The sequence below is a fragment of the Microbacterium gawkjiense genome (genome assembly GCF_031932225.1).
In the GTDB taxonomy this organism is placed as follows: domain Bacteria; phylum Actinomycetota; class Actinomycetes; order Actinomycetales; family Microbacteriaceae; genus Microbacterium; species Microbacterium gawkjiense.
In genome coordinates this window covers 53,929-72,261 of the sequence record NZ_JAUZVV010000002.1, presented here as the reverse complement: position 1 = coordinate 72,261, position 18,333 = coordinate 53,929, and the positions used below count along the sequence as shown (strand labels likewise).

Below are 18,333 nucleotides of genomic sequence, written 5' to 3'. Positions count from 1 at the left end.
CCGAACGTAGGCGGCGCAGCGGCGCTCAGCCGCAGCGCCGTGGGCGTGTCGCGCGATCTGATTCCGCGTCAGCGGACGACGACCGCGTCGGGCGACGAGATGTCGTATTCGTCGGCCTCGGACGGAGGCGTGGCGATCATCAGGGCCTGCAGGACGCGGGCCTTCTCGACGGGGTCGTCGGAGCTCCCCCACACGACCTCCGCCCCCTCGATCGTGAGGGTGACATCGTCGGGCGTCGTCGCCGCCATAGCCGTCACCTGCGTGCGCAGGTCGGCCGGGAGCGAGCGGTAGACGGCCCCCACGGCGCGGAACGCGCGCGACCCTGCGCCGCCGGTCGCCTCGATCACCGGGTAGCCCTCGGGTGCCTTCTCGCTGGTGGAGAGGACGACGCCGGCCGCGTCGACGAGCGAGAATCCGCCGCGCGTCGACACCACCCCCACGGGGGTGCGTTCGATGATCCGGACGACGAGCTCCTGCGGCGGACGCGCTTCGATCGAGTAGCTCTCGACGAGCGGGAACCCGACCAGCGCGGCCTTGACGGCGCTGGAGTCGACGAGGGCGAGCGGGGTGCCCTTCTCCCCCGCGAGCGCCTGCTCGACGGCACCGCGGTCGAGCCGATCGGTGCCCAGGACGGTGATCTTCGAGACGGCGAACAACGGGCTGTAGGCGGTCGCAACGGCGCCCAGCCCGACGAGCACGACGGCGGCGAGCGACGCCAGCCACGCGTAGCGACGCCGCCGCTGACGGACGGTGAACCGTCGCACCTCGCGGCGGAGGGCACGCCGGCGGGCGCGGGCCGCCGCCCAGACGTCGCGCAGACCGAGCGGGCGATCGCCCTCGGCATCCGGAGTCCGTTCGTCGGGCCCCACGTCGACGGCCTCGGCCACCGGCTGAGCGAACGGGACGAGGCGGCCTGGCCGCGAGGGCTCGATGACCTCGGTGACCTGCTCCGGCGCCGGTTCGGGGTCGCGCACGGGCGGTTCCGCCCGAGGCGGCGGGACGGGCTCCGGCTGCGGAGCCGCCGTCGGGGCGGATCGACGTGCCGGCGGCGTCGTCGGCAGGGGGGACGGCCGCCGCACGGTCAGTCCTGCCCGAGGGCGTCGAGGACCTGCGGGATGATGCGGTACACGTCGCCGCAGCCGAGGGTGATGACGTAGTCGCCGGGGCGGGCGATGGACGCCGTGTACTCGGCTGCCTGCTGCCAGTCCGCCACGAAGCGCACCCGGTCCTGATCGGCGAAGGCACCGCTGACGAGGGCGCCGGTCACCCCGGGGACGGGATCCTCGCGGGCGCCGTAGACGTCGAGGACGACCGTGTGGTCGGCGCGCGACTCGAGGACGTCCGCGAACTCGCGGTACATGGCCTGCGTGCGGGAGTAGGTGTGGGGCTGGTGGACGGCGATGAGGCGCCCGTCCCCGACGACGGTGCGCGCCGCGGCGAGGGCGGCGTCGACCTCGGTCGGGTGGTGGGCGTAGTCGTCGTAGACCGACACGCCCGCGCGGACGCCGTGCAGCTCGAACCGGCGGATGGTGCCGCCGAACTGCTCGACCGCGCGCAGCGCCGGCTCGAGCTCGTATCCGAGGGTGAGGAGGACGGCGACCGCGCCGGCCGCGTTGACCGCGTTGTGCGCCCCGGGGACGCTCAGGGCGCCCGACGCCGAGCGTCCGTCGTGGTGGAGGGTGAAGGAGACCGGGCCCTCGGTGACGATGTCGCTCACGCGGACGTCCGCCTCGGCGGCCGTGCCGAAGGTGACCACGGTGCGGTGCGACAGCGACGCGGCGACCTCGCGGGCGCCGGGGTCGTCGGAGGAGATGACGACGGCCTGGGATGCGGCGTCCGCGAATCGGACGAAACCCTCGTAGAACGCCTCGCGCGACCCCCAGTGGTCGAGGTGGTCGGGGTCGACGTTCGTGATGAGGGCGACCGCGGTGTCGTAGAGCAGGAACGAGCCGTCGGACTCGTCGGCCTCGATGACGAACAGGTCGTCGGAGCCGGTGCCGCTCGAGACGCCGAGGGAGGCGATGACGCCGCCGTTGACGAACGTCGGATCGGCGCCGATCGCGCGGAGGCCCGTGACGATCATCCCGGTCGAGGTGGTCTTGCCGTGCGCGCCGGCGACGCTCACCAGTCGGCGACCGCCGACCAGCCAGTGCAGCGCCTGCGAGCGGTGCAGCACGGGCACGCCCCGCTCCTTCGCACGCAGGTACTCCGGGTTCTCGGGCCAGATGGCGCCCGTGAACACGACCGCATCCAGGTCGTCGGGGAGATTCGCCGCGTCGTGGCCGACGTGGACCTCCGCGCCGCGCGCCGAGAGCGCCTGCATGGCCGCGCTGTCGGAGCGGTCGGAACCCGACACGCGGATGCCGCGATCGAGGAACATACCGGCGAGGCCCGACATCCCGGAACCGCCGATCCCGATGAAGTGGGCGGCGGTGATGTCCGCGGGGATGGGGAGCGTGAGATCGGGGCGAATCATGGCCCGACAAGTCTAGGTCGGGGTGGGCGGCGGGGACGCCGCGGCGCGCTGTGCCGGGCTGCTCAGCGGGCGAGCGCGCGGTCGATCAGTCCGACGACGTTCTCACTCCCCGAACGGGTGCCGACCTGCGCCGCGGCGGCGCGCATACGCTCGAGCGACGCCGCATCCGACAGGAGTGGCACGACGGTCGAACGGATGCGGTCCCCGGTCAGCTCGGCATCGGGGATCAGCACCGCCGCCCCCGCCGCGACCGCGGACGCGGCGTTGAGGGCCTGCTCGCCGTTGCCGACCGCGTAGGGGACGTAGACGGCCGGGATCCCGAGCGCGCTGAGCTCGCTCACGGTTGCCGCCCCCGACCGCGAGACGACGGCGTCGGCGAGGGCGAACGCGAGGTCCATGCGATCGATGTAGGGCACGATCCGGTAGGACGGGTCGTCAGGGTCGGCGATGTCGTTGCGCTCCCCCGCGGCGTGCAGGATCTGCCACCCCGCCGCGACCACGTCCTGCCACGCATCGGCGAACGCCCGGTTGAGCCGCACCGCCCCGAGCGACCCGCCGAAGACGAGGAGGACCGGCCGACCGGCATCCATCCCGAAGGCCGCAGCCGCCTCCTCGCGCAGCGCGGCGCGGTCGAGGTTCACGATCTCGGGGCGCAGCGGCATCCCGACGACCTCGGCACCGCGCAGCGGCGTTCCCTCGAAGGCGACACCGGATGCCGCGGCCCCCCGTGCGCCGAGCACGTTGGCGAGCCCCGGCTTGGCGTTCGCCTCGTGCACGACGACGGGGACGCGGGTGCGGCGGGCGGCGACGTAGGCGGGCGCCGAGGCGTACCCGCCGAAGCCGACGACGACGTCGACGGCGCGCTCGCGGATGTGGTGCCGGACCTGGCGCACGGCGCGGGCGAACTTCGTCGGGAACCGGAGCGCCGCGGCATCCGGTCGACGCGGGAAGGGGACCTTGTCGACGAACAGCAGCTCGTATCCCCGCTGCGGCACCAGTCGGGCTTCGAGGCCCTCACGGGTGCCGAGGACGAGGACGGTCGCGCCCGGGTCTCGGGCCATCAGGGTGTCGGCGACGGCGAGCAGCGGGTTGACGTGGCCCGCGGTGCCACCGCCGGCCAGGAGGTACGTGGTCACCGGATCGAGCCTACCGGCGGGTCGGAGCGGTGACCGGCGCCGAGGTGGGCAGCGTGCGCGCGAAGGCGAGGAGCACCCCGCACGCCATCAGCACCGATACGAGCGACGTGCCGCCCTGCGACATGAAGGGCAGCGGCACACCCAGCACCGGGAACACCCGCAGCACGACGCCGATGTTGATGAGCGCCTGCCCGACGATCCAGACGGTGATGCCGCCGGCGGCGATGCGGATGAACGGGTCGTGGGTCTTGCGGATGACGTGGAAGGCGCCGACCGCGAACAGCGTGAACAGCGCGAGCACCACGATGCACCCGATGAGGCCGAGCTCCTCGCCCACGATCGCGAAGATGTAGTCGTGGGATGCCGCGGGCAGCCACGCGTACTTCTCCCGCGAGTTCCCGAGGCCGAGCCCGAAGACACCGCCGCTGGCGAGGCCCCAGACCCCGTGCAGCGGTTGATAGCAGGAGGTCAGATAGTCGTCGATGCAGTTCGGATTCAGAAAGCTCGCGATGCGCGCCATGCGGTTCGCGCTCGTCAGCGCGAGCACGGCGACCGCCACGACGGCGATGGCCACGGGGATGATGAACACCCGGAGCTTCACCCCCGAGAAGAACAAGGCACCGAGCAGGATGAGTACGAGGATCATCGCGGTACCGAGGTCTTTACCGGCGACGACCGACCCGATGACGATGGCACCGACAGGCACCACGGGGATGAACACGTGGCGCCACAGCCCCAGCAGGGTGTGCTTGCGGTACAGGACGTACCCGAGCCAGAGCGCGAAGGCCAGCTTGAGGAACTCGGAGGGCTGCGCCTGCACACCCGCGATGGAGATCCAGTTGCGGTTGCCGTCGAACTCGTAGCCGAGGGGTGTGAAGACGAGGAGTTGGAAGGCCAGGGCAGCACCCAGCGCGATCCAGGAGATCCGCTTCCAGAAGGTCACCGGCAACCGGCTGAAGACGAACATCAGCGGAACGCCGAGGATCGCGAACAGCGCCTGTCGCATGACGGTCTGGAACGGGCCGCCGGCGCCGGACGTGGCCATCGTTGCCGACAGCACCATGACGAGGCCGAAGATCGTGAGGATCAACGCCGTCGAGGCGATGAGCAGGAACTCGCTCGGGACCGGTGTGAAGACGCGGCCCAGCGCGACGCGCGCCGCGAAGGCGGAGGAGCCGCGGTCAGCCGGATCCGACGGGGCCGGACGGTCGGTCGTGGTCGTCACCGGCGTCCTTTCCCATCCGAGCGTTCACCGCGTCGGCGAAGCGCCGGCCGCGATCCGAGTACGAGGCGAACTGGTCGAACGATGCCGCAGCCGGAGCGAGAAGGACCACGTCTCCGTCCTGTGCGACGTCCGACGCCAACGCGACGACCTCGGTCATGACGTCCTCAGTCTGAGCGTGGTCGACCTCGAACAGCGGCACCGCCGGCGCGTGTCGCGCGAATGCCGCGACGATCGTGGACCGTTCGACGCCGATGACGATCGCGGCCTTCACTCCGGGACCGCGCGCGGCGACGAGGTCGTCGATGTCGACGCCCTTCAGCAGCCCGCCGAGGACCCAGACCGCGCCGGGGTACGCCTGGAGGGAGGATGCCGCGGCGTGCGGGTTCGTCGCCTTGGAGTCGTCGATCCAGGTGACACCGTCGGCGACGCCCACGACCTCGATGCGGTGCGGATCGAGGCGGAAGCCACGGAGCGCGTCGCGGATCGCCGCGGGCGGAACGTCGAGCGACCGGGCGAGCGCGGCGGCAGCGAGGATGTTCGCGACGACGTGCGGAGCGGCGAGCCCGGCGTCGGCCAGCTCGGCCACGGTCGTGAGCTCGAGCGCGTTGGTGCGCCGCTCCTCGAGGAACGCTCGGTCGACGAGGATGCCGTCCACGACGCCGAGATCGCTCGGCCCCGGGACGCCGAGATCGAAGCCGATGGCGCGGCATCCTTCGATCACCTCCGCGTCCTCGACCATCTCGCGGGTCGCAACGTCGCTCTTGTTGTAGACGCAGGCGACCCGGGTGAGCTGGTAGACGACGGCCTTCGCGTCGCGGTACGCGTCGAAGGACCCGTGCCATTCGAGATGGTCGGCGGCGAGGTTCAGGCAGACGCTGGCGTACGGCGAGACGCGGTCGTCGCCGTCCTGGAGGCCGAGGTACCAGAGCTGGTGGCTCGAGACCTCGATGACGAGCACGTCGAACCCGGCCGGGTCGCGCACCGCGTCGAGCACCGGGACGCCGATGTTGCCGCACGGCGCCGCCCGCAGGCCGCCGGCGACGAGCATCGTGGCCGTCAGTTGTGTCGTCGTGGTCTTGCCGTTCGTCCCCGTGATGAGCACCCAGTCCGCGGGCGACCCGTCGGCGCGCAGCACCTTGTCGCGGACGCGCCAGGCGAGCTCGATGTCGCCCCAGACAGCGACACCCGCCTCGCGGGCCCACGCGACGACGGGGTGGTGCGGCGGGAATCCGGGCGAGGCCACGACGACGTCGGGACGGTGCGCCGTGAGCTCCTCGGGGACGGTGTCGAGCGCGCCCTGCCACATCCGAGCCCCGATGACGGGGACGAGTCGGGCGTACTCCTCGGCGGCGTCCTCGGTCACGACCAGGACGTCGGCGCCGAGCTCGGCGAGCGTGTCGGCGACGGAGAATCCCGTCATCGACAGCCCGAGGACGACGACCCGGAGCCCCGACCAGTCGGCGTGCCAGCTGGTCAGGCGGTCGAGGTCGGCGCTCATACGGCGGCCAGCCAGCCGACGTAGAAGAGGGCGACGCCGAAGATCGCGAAGATGCCGGCGATGACCCACATCCGGACGACGATCGTGATCTCAGGCCATCCGCGCATCTCGAGGTGGTGGTGGAACGGACTCATGAGGAAGAGGCGTTTGCCGCCCGTCGCCTTGAAGTAGTACCGCTGCAGGATCACCGAGGCCGGGGCGATGATGAAGACACCCGCGAGGATGACGGAGAGGATCTCGGTGCGGCTCAGGACGGCCATCGCGACGATCACGCCGCCGATCGCCATCGAACCCGTATCACCCATGAACAGCTTCGCCTTGGGCGCGTTCCACCAGAGGAAGCCGACCAGAGCTCCGACGAAGGATGCCGCGACGATCGTCAGGCCCATCGGGTCGCGGGTGTCGTAGCAGGCGGCGGTGTACTCGGTGGCGAGCGCGGCGGAGTGGCAGCGCTGCTGCAGCTGCCAGAACGTGACCAAGCTGTACGCCGAGACGGTGAAGATCCCCGCACCGGTCGCCAGACCGTCGAGGCCGTCGGTGAGGTTCGACGCGTTGGACCATGCCACCGACATGAACGAGATCCACAACAGGTAGAGGATCCAGCCCGCGACCGCCCCGAGCGCCATGAAGGAGAGCGTCGGGATGTCGCGGAAGAAGGAGATGTAGGCGGAGCCCGGAGTCTCGCCGTACTGGTTCGGGAAGTTCAATGCCATCACGCCGAACGGGACGGCGACGACCACCTGTCCGACGATCTTGCGCCAGCCCGAGAGCCCGAGGCTGCGCTGCGACCGGACCTTCATGTAGTCGTCGATGAAGCCGATGATGCCGAGACCCACCATCATCCAGAGGACGAGCAGGCCGGACACCGTGGGTTCTGTGCCCCCCGTGTAGCTGCCGACGAAGAAGCCCACCATCGTCCCCACGATGAAGACGATGCCGCCCATCGTGGGCGTCCCGCGCTTGGTGTGGTGGCTCGGGTTGTTGATGTCCTCCGGCGTGCGGATGACCTGGCCCCACCCGATCTTCCGGAAGACCCGGATGAACAGGGGCGTGAGGAACAGGGTGAATGCCAGCGAGATCGTCGCAGCGGCCAGCAGGGATCTCACGAGAACGATTCTCCCAGACGATCGCCCAGGAACCTGAGCCCCGCCGCGTTCGAGGACTTCACGAGCACGCGGTCGCCGTCGCGGAGCTCGGTCATCAGGTAGTCGTAGGCCTCATCGGCCGTCTCGAAGAACACGGCCTCGCCGTCCCAGGAGCCTTCGCTGATGGCGGCGAGGTACAGGCGCCGGGCGGCGGAACCGACCACGACGATCCGCTCGTAGCGGAGGCGGACGGCCTGGAGTCCGATGCGGTCGTGCTCCTCCCCCGCCTGCTCACCGAGTTCGGTCATCGCCCCGAGGACGGCGACCTTGCGCTGCCCGGGCGCGGTGATCTGCGCGACGGTGCGGAGGGCTGCGGCCATGGAGTCCGGGCTGGCGTTGTAGGCGTCGTTGATGACACGCACGCGCTCGCTCCCGAGCGGCTGCATCCGCCAGCGCTCGGCGATCTCGACCGTGCCGATCCGCTCGATGGCGTCGGCGGGGTCCACCCCCAGCAGCTGGGCGACGGTGATGGCGGCCAGCGCGTTCATGACGTGGTGCTCACCCAGCACCCGCAGGTGCAGCGGCAGGCGCCGACCGTCGACGAGGATCGTCGCGGTCGTGCCGGATGCCGTGACGTCGACGTCCTCGGCGCGCACGTCGGCCGACGGGCCCCGCCCGAACCAGCGGACGGCGACGCCGCGCTCCTCGGCGACAGCGGCCATCGCCGCGACACGGGCGTCGTCGGCGTTGAGGACGGCCGTGCCGCCGGGACGGAGCGCCTGGACGAGTTCGGTCTTCGCCTTCTGCGTCGCCTCGACACCGCCGAACCCACCGGCATGGGCGAGGCCCACCATCAGGACGGCACCGATGTCGGGCGTGATGAGCCCGGCCAGTTCGGCGATGCGCCCGGGACGGGACGCCCCGAGTTCGCTCACCAGGAAGCGGGTGTCCTCCGTGACGCGGAGCATCGTCACCGGCGCGCCGACCTCGTTGTTGAACGACGCCCGGGGGGCGACGGTGGGGCCTTCGTCCTGCAGGATGCGGGCGAGGAGGTTCTTCGTCGTCGTCTTGCCGTTCGAGCCGGTGATCCCCACCACCTGCAGGCCTCCGTGCGCGCGGACGCGGGCGACCACCTCACGGGCGAGGGCGCCGAGGGCGGCGACGGCGTCGGGCACCACGATCTGCGAGACCAGCGCGTCGACGGGACGCTGCACGATCGCGAGGGACGCCCCCGCCGTGACGGCAGCGTCGACGAACAGATGGCCGTCGGTCGCGTCGCCGGGCTTGGCGACGAAGACGGAGCCGGGCCCCATCTCGCGGGAATCGGTGTCGACCGTGCCCGAGACGACCGTCTCCGGGGTGTCGGTGCCATGGAGCTGAAGGGTGCCGCCGACGGCGTGCGTCACCTCGGCGAGCGTCATCCGGATCATGCTGGGGTGTCTCCTCGTGCGCTCGGGTTCAGCCTGTGACGGGCAGGAGGGGGGTCTCCGAACCCGACGGCATGACGCGGTAGTGCGTGAGCACCTGCGCCATCGCCTTCTTGAACACCGAGCGGTTGGCCGACGACATGCGCTGCTTCTTGGGCTCGTCGAAGACCGTCAGGACAACATACTTCGGATCCTCGGCGGGAGCGAAGCCGACGAGGGACGTGAAGTACAGGTTGGGCTTGTAGCCGCCCTTGCCGTCGGAGATCTGCGCCGTGCCGGTCTTGCCGCCCATCCGGTAGCCGGGGAGGGCGATGTCGTCGGCGAGCGTCCCCTGCGCGAAGACGTTCTCGAGCATGAGCGACACCTCGTCGGCGGTCTCCTTCTTGATGACCTGCTCCGGGGCGGCGAGCTTCGGCTCGACGACGGTGCCGTCGGGCGTCGTGCAGGACTCGACGAGGGATGCCGGCATCCGCAGACCGTGGTTGGCGAAGGTCTGGTACGCGCTGGCGACCTGGACAGCGGTGACGGTGAAGGCCTGCCCGAAGGTGGTCGCGTACTTCGTCTGGTTGTCCCACGTGTCCGCGGGGGCGATCGTCGTCTTCGGCTCACCCGACCAGTCCAGACCGGTCGGCTGGCCGGCGCCGAACTTGGTCAGGTACTCGTACCGCGTCTGCGGGTCGACCATGCCGCCGAACTGCGACATCGCGACGTTCGACGAGGTGACCAGACCGCCGTTGAGCGTCAGGTTCTCCGTCGCGTGGTTCTCGGAGTCGTTGACGACCGCGCCGTTGTCGAACACCATCCGGTCGGGCACCCTGACCGTCGACTCCGGCGTCACGCCGGCCTGCTCGATCGCCGTCGCCGCGGTGACCGGCTTGAAGGTGGAACCCGGCTCGAAGGAGAACCGGAGCAGCCGCGATCCGCGGTCCTCGGGCTCGCTGGCGCCGGGATCGTTCGGGTCGACCGTGGGGGTCTCCGCGAGCGCGCGAATCTTGCCCGTCGCGACCTCCATCACGATGATCCCGCCCCAGTCCGCCTGGTAGCGCGAGGTCTCCTCGGCGATGAGCTGCTGCATGTACCACTGCAGGTCGGCGTCGATCGTGAGGGCGAGGGTGCCGCCGTTCTTCGCCGGCTGCTCGACCGCCGTTCCGGGGATGACCACCCCGTCGGCGCCCTTCTGATAGCGGATGCTGCCGTCGGTGGGCGCGAGGCAGGAGTTCTGGAGCGACTCGACACCCTCGAGGGGCTTGCCGTCGGAACCGACGAAACCGAGGATGTTGCCCGCGACCGCACCGTTCGGGTACGAACGCGAGGCGATCGGTTCGAAGGAGATGAAGGGGATCTGCAGATCGGCGAGCTTGCGGAACTCCGCCGTCGAGACGAACTTCTTCACGTACTCGAACTGGTCGGCCGGGTCCTTCGCGAACGCGTCATCGGCGATGGCCTGGACCTCGGCGGCATCCTGACCCGTCACCTCGGCGATCTGCGCGGCGATCTCGGGCCACGTCACCAGCACCGTCTTGTCGTTCTCGTCCTTGACGAGCGAGCCGCTCGCGTCCCGCAGGGACATCCCCTTCTCGGCGAGCTTCGGGTTCACGACGACGTGATAGCGCAGCAGGCTCGTCGCGAGCGGGGTGCCGTTCGTGTCGACGATCGTTCCCCGCGCACCCTCGAGCTTCGAGGTGACCCGCATCCCCTTGCTGAAGGCGTCGCCGACGTGCTGGCTCGCATTGACGATCTGGATGTCGACCAGGCGGACGACGAAGGAGACCAGGACCACCAGGACGACGGCGAGGGCGACGACGGTGCGACGGCGCGGGCCTCGGGTTGCTCGTGTCGTCATGTTCTCAGTGTGTGCTGGGGGTCGGCAGTCCGTCGGTGATCGAGGGGGGTGTCGGCGTATTGGCCAGCAGGTCCTCGTCGATGGACACACCCGAGTCCAGGCTCGCCTCGGGGTCCGTCACGAGCGGGACACCCGCAACGAGTGCGTTGGAGACCGCCGCCCGCGACAGCGCCTCGATCGACGAGGCATCCGATGCGCCCTTCTGCGGACCGAGGGTCGCACCGTCGCTCAGGCGCAGGTAGTTGGGCTCGCCGCCGGCGACGAGGCCGAGGGCGGCGGCGTTGGCGGCGAGGAACTGCGGCGAGCTGAGCCCCGCGATCTCCTCTTCGAGGATCTGCTTCTGGTAGTTCGCATCCCGCTGCTGCGCTGTGAGGTCCTTGACCTCGTAGGCGCCCTGCGTCGTGACGATCGACAGCCCCATCTGCACACCGGCGATGGCGAGGGCGCCGGCGACCGCGACGAGGCCGAACACGAGCCGCGGACGGCGTCGCGGCTGCGGGGCGATGCCGACGCCGGGGCGACCCAGCGGACGGAGGACCGGTGCCGCCGACCCGAGGACGCCCTCATCGCGTGCGCTGTCGATGGCAGTGGTGGCCAGGGCCGGAACGGTCATGACGCCTCCCTCACTCGCTCTGCCGCACGCAGACGCACCGGTGTGGCGCGCGGGTTGCGGGACTTCTCTTCGTCTGATGCCACTTCGGCGCCCTTGGTGAGGAGGCGGAAGCGGGGGGCGTGCTCGGGCGGTTCGATCGGGAGGCCCGCCGGCGCCGTGGACCGCGTCGCCTCGGCGAACACCCGCTTGACCAGGCGGTCCTCGAGGGACTGGTACGACATGACGACGATGCGACCGCCGACGGGCAGGATGCCGAGGGCCTCGGGCAGTGCGCGCTCGAGCACCGCGAGCTCGCCGTTGACCTCGATGCGCAGCGCCTGGAACACACGCTTCGCGGGGTGACCGCTGCGCTCGCGCTGCACGGCCACCGGCGTCGCGGCGATGAGGATCTCGACGAGGCGCGCGGAGCGGTCGATGGGCGCCTCCTGGCGCGCGGCGATGATGGCGCGGGCGTACCGGCCCGCGAGCTTCTCCTCGCCGTACCGCTCGAAGATCCGGCGGAGGTCGCCCTCACCGTAGGTGGCGACGATATCGGCCGCGGTGGTCGCGGCGGTCTGGTCCATCCGCATGTCGAGCGGGGCATCCTTCGCGTAGGCGAACCCGCGGTCCGCCTCGTCGAGCTGGAGGGAGGACACCCCCAGGTCGAACAGGATGCCGTCGACCGTCGTCGCTCCGGCGCTGCGCACCGCGTCGGCGATGTCGTCGTACACGGTGTGGACGAGCGTCACGCGGTCCCCGAACCGGGCGAGCCGCTCCCCCGCGATCCGAAGGGCGTCGGTGTCGCGGTCGAGGCCGATCAGCCGCACCTGGGGGAAGCGCTCGAGGAGCGCTTCGGAGTGGCCGCCCATGCCCTCGGTGGCGTCGACGACGACGGCGCCGTCGCGCTGGAGCGCGGGTGCGAGCAGCTCGACGCAGCGGTCGAGGAGGACGGGGGTGTGGATGTCGTCGTAGGCCATGGTGCGTTCGGTTCTGCAGAGGCCCTCGGCCCCGATCCCCATCCGCTCCGACCTGGCGCCGGGGAAGTGCGTCAGGGCGAGCGGCTGGGAGTCGCGGTCGAGGATCAGAAGAGTCCCGGGATCACCTCCTGCTCCATGTCCGAGTACGTGTCTTCGTTGCTGTCCGCGTAGGCGTTCCAGGCATCGGCGTTCCAGATCTCGGCGTGCGCGCCGACACCCGTCACGACCAGTTCGCGCTCCAGAGCCGCGTAGGTCCGAAGGTGCGGCGGGATCGTGATCCGGTTCTGCGAATCGGGCTTCTCCGCACTCGCGCCGGAGAGGAACATGCGCTGGAAGTCGCGCGCCTGCTTGTTGGTCAGGGGTGCTTCGCGGATGCGCTCGTACACCCGCTCGAACTCCGCCGAGCTGAAGACGTACAGGCAGCGCTCCTGGCCGCGGGTGATCACGACGCCGGGGCCGAGGTCGTCGCGGAACTTCGCCGGCAGGATGACCCGACCTTTGTCGTCCAGCTTCGGGGTGTGGGTGCCCAACAACATCGCTCGGTCACCCCCTTCGTCCGGCCCGCTCCAGGATGACGCCACTTTACTCCACTTTCCTCCACTCCGCGACAGATTCCCGCCCCGATGCGCCCTCGTCTGCGCTCATCAGGGTCGGCCACGCCGGGCGCCCCCGCCCGGGCACCCTGCGAGGGCACAAAAAAGCACCGACCCGGAGGTCGGTGCTTCAGAAGTGGAGGGGTGTGGAGGAACTCAGATCATCGATCGTCGTTGCGTCGATCCCACCGGTCGTTCATGCGGTCCATGAAGGAGGCGGATGCCGGCGCCTTCGCGGCGCGCGGCTTGCGCGACCCCGACGCCGCGCGGGCGGCTGCGGCACCCTTGGCCGGAGTGAAGGCCAGGACGACACCGCCCACCATCACGACGAAGGCGATGACGCCGATGACGACGAGGGACGTGGCCACGCCGACGACGAGCCCGGCGATGCCGAGGAGGACGATGACGGACCCGTAGACGATGTTGCGATAACTGAGGGGGGCCGCGCCCCGGTCCGCGCTGACAACATCGGCGTCGTTGCGCATGAGATGGCGTTCCATCTCGTCCAGCAGACGCTGCTCCTGCTCTGACAGTGGCATGCATCCCCCTCGGGTCGGTCCATCAAGTGTACGCGTGCGCGCGATCACTAGGCTAGGCCCGTGTCCTCTTCCCCCGACCCGATCGTGGCCGTTTCCCAGCGAGTCGAGAGGTTCCTGCAGGCGCAGCGCGATGCGGTCGCGGATTTCGGCGAGGAGGCCCGGTCGTTCGTGGATTCCGGCGCCGCCGCCGCCACTGGCGGGAAGGGCTTCCGCGCCCGCTTCTGCCTCGCCGGATGGCGCGCGGTGGCCACGGCCGAGGCGCCCGCGCCCGGCCACGTGCCGGAGGTCGTGACCGCGGCATCCGCGGCATTGGAGGTCTTCCACGCCGCCGCCCTCGTGCACGACGACGTCATCGACCGTTCCGACACCCGCCGAGGGCGCCCCGCCGCCCACCGCGCCTGGGAGGCGGCGCACCGCGCGGGCCGCTGGGCGGGCGACGCGGCGGGCTTCGGCACGTCGGCGGCCATCCTCCTGGGCGACCTCCTGGTGGCGTGGAGCGACGACCTCCTCGAAGAGGGCCTGCTGGCCGCCGAACCGAGCGCCGCCGCCCGCGCGCGCGCCGAGTTCGCCCGCATGCGCCGGGAGGTCACCGTGGGTCAGTTCCTCGACATCGCCGAGGAGTCGGTCCACGTCGTCGTGCCCGTCGACACGCACCCCGACCGCGCCCTACGCGTGGCGTCTTTGAAATCCGCGCGCTACAGCGTGCAGCATCCTCTCCAGCTCGGCGCGGTGCTCGCAGGCGCGGACGACGACCAGTACGCCGCCCTCGCCGCGTTCGGTCACCCCGTCGGCCTCGCCTTCCAGCTGCGGGACGACGTGCTCGGCGTCTTCGGCGACACGACCGTCACGGGTAAGCCCGTGGGAGACGACCTGCGCGAAGGCAAACGGACGCTCCTCGTCGCCTACACCCGGGCCGCCCTGGCACCGGGGGCCCTCGCCGTCTTCGACGAGCTGATCGGCGACCGGGACCTGACGCCCGAACAGGTGTCGCACCTGCAGCAGACGATCGTCGACACCGGTGCGCTCGCGCGCGTCGAGGATCGGATCGCGGGATGGGCAGCCGAGGCCGACCGCGCCCTCCGCGGCGCACGCCTGGGGCACGCAGCCGTCAGCGAACTCCGCGACCTGGCGCGCGCGGCGACCGTCCGCACCGCCTGAGCGACGACCGCCCCGGCGTCAGACCCCGCGAGGGGTCAGGCCAAGGACTGCGCGACGCGACGGACCTCGCTCTTGCGCCCCTGCCGGAGGGCATCGATCGGTGCGACGCCGATCGAGTCCTCGGGCGCCAGCAGCCAGTCGATCGCCTCGTCGTCAGAGAACCCCGCGTCCTGCAGGACGATGATCGTCCCCCGGAGGGCGGAGATCGGCGCTCCGTCCACGAGGAAGACGGAGGGGACCCGGGGCGCCCCGAATCGCCGCGACGCGATCAGCTGGTGCTCGTCGAGCATCCGGCGCACGCGTCCGAGGGGTTCGCCGGTCAGCTCGACCAGCTCGGGAAGACTCAGCCAATCAGTGGACACGGTCGCGTCAGAACTCACCCCTCCACTATCGCATCCGCGCCGACGCGGCGTTCATCACACCAGTCACATGCGCCTCATCCATTGACACCAGCAACACGGCCGTGACACGGTTCTGCGGGGGGATCGACGAGCTGGGACCGAACGAAGGAACACCTGTGCGCCGTAACGACCTCCTGTCCACCGCCCTGCGCGACAAGCGCACCCCTGCCGTCATCGGCTCGATAGCGCTCTCGATGTCGCTCCTGCCGATGGACGCCGCACAGGCCGAGGAGCCCCGGCGGAACACCCCGGAACCCGTCGCGGTCAGATCCGCGACCGAGTCCGCCACCGCGGCCACCGTGGTCGGCAGCCCGGCGGCGCGGAAGGCCGTGAAGACCCACGTCGTCGCCCGGGGCGACACGGTCAGCGCCATCGCCGCGGCGAACGGCGTGCGCACCGCCGACGTCCTGGCGTGGAACGGCCTCGGCTGGCGGTCGATCATCCGACCCGGTGACGTCCTCCGTCTCGGGCCGAAGAGCTCGGGGCGGGATGCCGGGCGCACACCGGCAGCGGCGGCTCCGGCATCCACCTACACGGTGAAGCGGGGCGACACCCTCTGGTCCATCGCCACCCGCCACGGCATGGGCGTCGCCGCCCTCGCTCGGGCCAACGGCCTGGGATCGTCGACGATGATCCACCCGGGGCAGAAGCTGACGATCGGGTCGGTGGCCGCCACTCCTGCCGCCGCCTCCCGCCACAGCGCACCCCGACCCGAGAAGGCCGGCCCCGTGCACGAGGTGTCCGCGGGCGAGACGCTCTGGGCGATCGCGCAGCGCAGCGGTGTCAGCCTCGGGCGCCTGCTCGCCGCCAACGGCCTGGACGAGGGCTCGATCATCTATCCGGGACAGAAGCTCCGCATCCCGACCGCCGCGGCGCCCTCCCCCGCCTCGAGTGGCGCGGCTTCCGTCGCCCTGGACGCGGAGCAGATCGCCAACGTCAAGACGATCATCGCGGTCGGACGCGAGCGCGGCGTCTCGCGCGACGGCATCGCGATCGCCCTGGCCACGGCGATGGTGGAGTCCTGGATCCGCAACCTCGACGGCGGCGATCGCGACTCGGTCGGCCTCTTCCAGCAGCGCCCGAGCGCGGGCTGGGGCTCGGTGGCCGAGATCCGCGACCCGCGACGGTCCGCGGCGGCGTTCTACGGCGGCTCCGCAGACCCCAACGGCGACCGGACCCGCGGCCTGCTCGACATCGAGGGGTGGGAGGACATGGCCTTCGGCGACGCGGCCCAGGCCGTGCAGATCTCCGCCTACCCCGAACGGTACGGACCCTGGGAGGCGCAGGCGTACCGCTGGCTCGAGACGTACGGGTGATTTCCTCGGCCGACCGGCTCCGGGGGTGAGGCGTTACCCGGGCTCGCAGGGTCCGCTCCGTAGACTTCTGACGTGAACGCCACCCCGCAGACCGACCCGCTGATCGGCCGCCTGGTCGACAGCCGGTACCGGGTCCGCGGGCGCATCGCCCGAGGCGGCATGGCCACCGTGTACGTCGCGACGGACCTGCGGCTCGAGCGGCGCGTCGCGCTCAAGGTGATGCACGGCCACCTCTCCGACGACACCGTCTTCCAGAACCGCTTCATCCAGGAAGCACGGTCGGCCGCGCGTCTCGCCGACCCCCACGTCGTCAACGTCTTCGATCAGGGCCAGGACGGCGAGATGGCGTATCTCGTCATGGAGTACCTCCCTGGGATCACGCTGCGCGAGCTGTTGCGCGAGCAGAAGCGGCTCACGCTCCCCCAGACGATCACGATCATGGATGCGATCTTGTCCGGTCTCTCGGCGGCGCACCGCGCGGGGATCGTGCACCGCGACGTGAAACCCGAGAACGTCCTGCTGGCCGAGGACGGCCGCATCAAGATCGGCGACTTCGGCCTCGCCCGTGCGACGAGCGCGAACACCGCCACCGGACAGATGCTGCTCGGGACGATCGCCTACTTGGCTCCCGAGCTGGTGACGCGGGGGACGGCGGACGCCCGCAGCGACATCTACGCGCTCGGCATCATGCTCTACGAGATGCTCGCGGGCGAACAGCCGTACAAGGGCGAGCAGCCGATGCAGATCGCCTACCAGCACGCGACCCACTCGGTTCCGCGCCCGAGCGTGAAGAACCCCTCGGTTCCGGAGCAGCTCGACGAGCTCGTGCTGTGGGCCACCGAGCGCTCCCCCGAGGACCGTCCGAGCGACGCGCGCGAGATGCTCGAGCGCCTGCGCGAGATCGAGAAGCAGCTGGGCGTGTTCCCGCAGGTGGTGCGCTCCACCCCCACCGGGACGAAGGTCGTCGTCGACGACTCGCTCGACTCCGACGAGGTGACCCGCGTCATGCCCGGCACCTTCACGGCGCCGAGCGTCACGACGGAGGTCGACAACGCGACACGCCTGCGGCGACGCACGCACCGCAACGCGGTCAAGGGCGGCTGGCTGCTCGCCGTGGTCCTCGTGCTGGCCGCCGGTGCCGGCCTGGCGGGATGGTGGTTCGGCAGCGGTCCCGGATCGCTCGTCGCCGTCCCGACGGTGGCCGGGATGAGTTTCGACGACGCCGAGGACCTGCTGGCCGGGAACACCCTCGTCGCGCGCCGCGACGACGTCCACAGCCTGGAGGTCCCCGCCGGGGAGGCGATCGGGACGGACCCCGGCCCCGGCGAGCTCGTCGACCGCGACTCCGCGGTGACCGTGCAGATCTCCGCCGGTCCCGCCACCGCCGAGCTGCCGGCCCTGCAGGACCGGGCGCGCGCCGAAGTCGAGTCGCTCCTGCGGGAGAACAGCATCACGGTCGCCGAGACCAAGAACTACTTCACGAGCTTCGCGGCCGACCGGGTCGTCCGCGTCTACGTCACTCAGGCGGGATCGCCGGATCCGGTCGAATGCACCGAGGGCTGCTCGGTCCTGCAGGGCTCGACGGCGGAACTCCGCGTTTCGCTCGGCCCGCTCCCCGACGTCGCCGGAACGCCGGCGGACGAGGCCGCGAAGACCCTCCGGAACGTGGGAATGGAGGTCGAGGAGACCCGCGAGTACAGCAACGACGTCGCCGACGACCTCGTCATCCGCGTCGCCGATCGACCCGGCGGCGGCTCCTGGCAGCAGGGCGAGAAGCTGACGCTGGTCGTCTCCGACGGCCCGCGCCCCGTCGAGGTGCCCAACGTCGTCGGCGAGACGGTGCGCACCGCCGTCGACCGGTTGCAGTCGGCCGGATTCGAGGTCAACCCGAACATCGAGGACCTCGAACTCCCGCTCGGCGGACGCTACTGGGACGTCTACCGGGTGCAGGCCATGACGCCGGACGGCGGGACGCTGCAGCGCCCCGGGACGACCGTCAGCCTCACACCGCAATTCCAGCCCTTCGGCTGATCCCCGGCATCCGTTCTTCGCAGACGACGAGGGCCC

General features: G+C 71.0%; 16 protein-coding genes. 3 read left to right on the top strand and 13 right to left on the bottom strand.

What is annotated here, in order from left to right:
• Nucleotides 1-68: 68 nt before the first annotated feature.
• The 12 genes from Q9S71_RS08405 to Q9S71_RS08350 form a co-directional block, all read right to left on the bottom strand.
• Nucleotides 69-974 (bottom strand): cell division protein FtsQ/DivIB, encoded by a 906-nt coding sequence (locus Q9S71_RS08405; protein ID WP_311861812.1) that lies wholly within the window; start codon nt 972-974, stop codon nt 69-71.
• Nucleotides 975-1,081: 107 nt separating this feature from the next.
• On the bottom strand, nt 1,082-2,476 hold the full coding sequence (gene murC, locus Q9S71_RS08400) for a UDP-N-acetylmuramate--L-alanine ligase (protein ID WP_311861811.1): 1,395 nt from the start codon (nt 2,474-2,476) through the stop codon (nt 1,082-1,084).
• A 62-nt stretch (nt 2,477-2,538) separates the two neighbouring features.
• Nucleotides 2,539-3,612, bottom strand: a complete 1,074-nt coding sequence (locus Q9S71_RS08395) for a UDP-N-acetylglucosamine--N-acetylmuramyl-(pentapeptide) pyrophosphoryl-undecaprenol N-acetylglucosamine transferase (RefSeq protein WP_311861810.1) — start codon at nt 3,610-3,612, stop codon at nt 2,539-2,541.
• A gap of 10 nt (nt 3,613-3,622) precedes the next feature.
• Entirely contained in the window at nt 3,623-4,837 is a 1,215-nt protein-coding gene (ftsW, locus tag Q9S71_RS08390; protein WP_311861809.1) for a putative lipid II flippase FtsW, read from the bottom strand.
• Entirely contained in the window at nt 4,794-6,335 is a 1,542-nt protein-coding gene (gene murD, locus Q9S71_RS08385; protein ID WP_311861807.1) for a UDP-N-acetylmuramoyl-L-alanine--D-glutamate ligase, read from the bottom strand. Before murD ends, ftsW begins: the two co-directional genes overlap by 44 nt.
• A complete protein-coding gene (gene mraY, locus Q9S71_RS08380; protein ID WP_311861806.1) occupies nt 6,332-7,441 on the bottom strand; it encodes a phospho-N-acetylmuramoyl-pentapeptide-transferase in 1,110 nt (369 codons plus the stop codon). The genes murD and mraY overlap by 4 nt, the downstream gene beginning before the upstream one ends.
• Nucleotides 7,438-8,850 carry a UDP-N-acetylmuramoyl-tripeptide--D-alanyl-D-alanine ligase gene (locus Q9S71_RS08375; protein ID WP_311861805.1) on the bottom strand — a complete coding sequence of 471 codons (1,413 nt, stop codon included), beginning with the start codon at nt 8,848-8,850 and terminating at the stop codon, nt 7,438-7,440. The genes mraY and Q9S71_RS08375 overlap by 4 nt, the downstream gene beginning before the upstream one ends.
• A 28-nt stretch (nt 8,851-8,878) precedes the next feature.
• On the bottom strand, nt 8,879-10,690 hold the full coding sequence (locus Q9S71_RS08370; RefSeq protein ID WP_311861803.1) for a peptidoglycan D,D-transpeptidase FtsI family protein: 1,812 nt from the start codon (nt 10,688-10,690) through the stop codon (nt 8,879-8,881).
• A gap of 4 nt (nt 10,691-10,694) precedes the next feature.
• Nucleotides 10,695-11,303 (bottom strand): cell division protein FtsL, encoded by a 609-nt coding sequence (gene ftsL / locus Q9S71_RS08365; RefSeq protein ID WP_311861801.1) that lies wholly within the window; start codon nt 11,301-11,303, stop codon nt 10,695-10,697.
• The gene (rsmH, locus tag Q9S71_RS08360; protein ID WP_422880350.1) at nt 11,300-12,301 is read right to left on the bottom strand and encodes a 16S rRNA (cytosine(1402)-N(4))-methyltransferase RsmH; all 1,002 of its coding nucleotides are present in this window, start codon (nt 12,299-12,301) and stop codon (nt 11,300-11,302) included. The genes ftsL and rsmH overlap by 4 nt, the downstream gene beginning before the upstream one ends.
• Before the next feature lie 62 nt (nt 12,302-12,363).
• Entirely contained in the window at nt 12,364-12,795 is a 432-nt protein-coding gene (gene mraZ / locus Q9S71_RS08355) for a division/cell wall cluster transcriptional repressor MraZ (protein WP_064002348.1), read from the bottom strand.
• Nucleotides 12,796-13,013: 218 nt separating this feature from the next.
• Entirely contained in the window at nt 13,014-13,391 is a 378-nt protein-coding gene (locus Q9S71_RS08350) for a DUF3040 domain-containing protein (RefSeq protein ID WP_311861798.1), read from the bottom strand.
• A gap of 60 nt (nt 13,392-13,451) precedes the next feature.
• Between Q9S71_RS08350 and Q9S71_RS08345 the strand changes: the two genes are divergently transcribed.
• Nucleotides 13,452-14,549: a polyprenyl synthetase family protein gene (locus Q9S71_RS08345; protein WP_311861796.1), complete on the top strand. Its 1,098-nt coding sequence runs from the start codon at nt 13,452-13,454 to the stop codon at nt 14,547-14,549.
• A gap of 35 nt (nt 14,550-14,584) precedes the next feature.
• Here the strand turns inward: Q9S71_RS08345 and Q9S71_RS08340 are convergent, their stop codons facing one another.
• The gene (locus tag Q9S71_RS08340; protein WP_217531338.1) at nt 14,585-14,911 is read right to left on the bottom strand and encodes an Rv2175c family DNA-binding protein; all 327 of its coding nucleotides are present in this window, start codon (nt 14,909-14,911) and stop codon (nt 14,585-14,587) included.
• 155 nt (nt 14,912-15,066) lie between these two features.
• Here Q9S71_RS08340 and Q9S71_RS08335 point away from each other — a divergent pair, with 155 nt between their 5' ends.
• Together Q9S71_RS08335 and pknB are read left to right on the top strand one after the other, a co-directional pair.
• Nucleotides 15,067-16,266 (top strand): LysM peptidoglycan-binding domain-containing protein, encoded by a 1,200-nt coding sequence (locus Q9S71_RS08335; protein WP_311861795.1) that lies wholly within the window; start codon nt 15,067-15,069, stop codon nt 16,264-16,266.
• A gap of 72 nt (nt 16,267-16,338) precedes the next feature.
• Entirely contained in the window at nt 16,339-18,297 is a 1,959-nt protein-coding gene (gene pknB / locus Q9S71_RS08330; protein ID WP_311861793.1) for a Stk1 family PASTA domain-containing Ser/Thr kinase, read from the top strand.
• Nucleotides 18,298-18,333 lie beyond the last annotated feature (36 nt).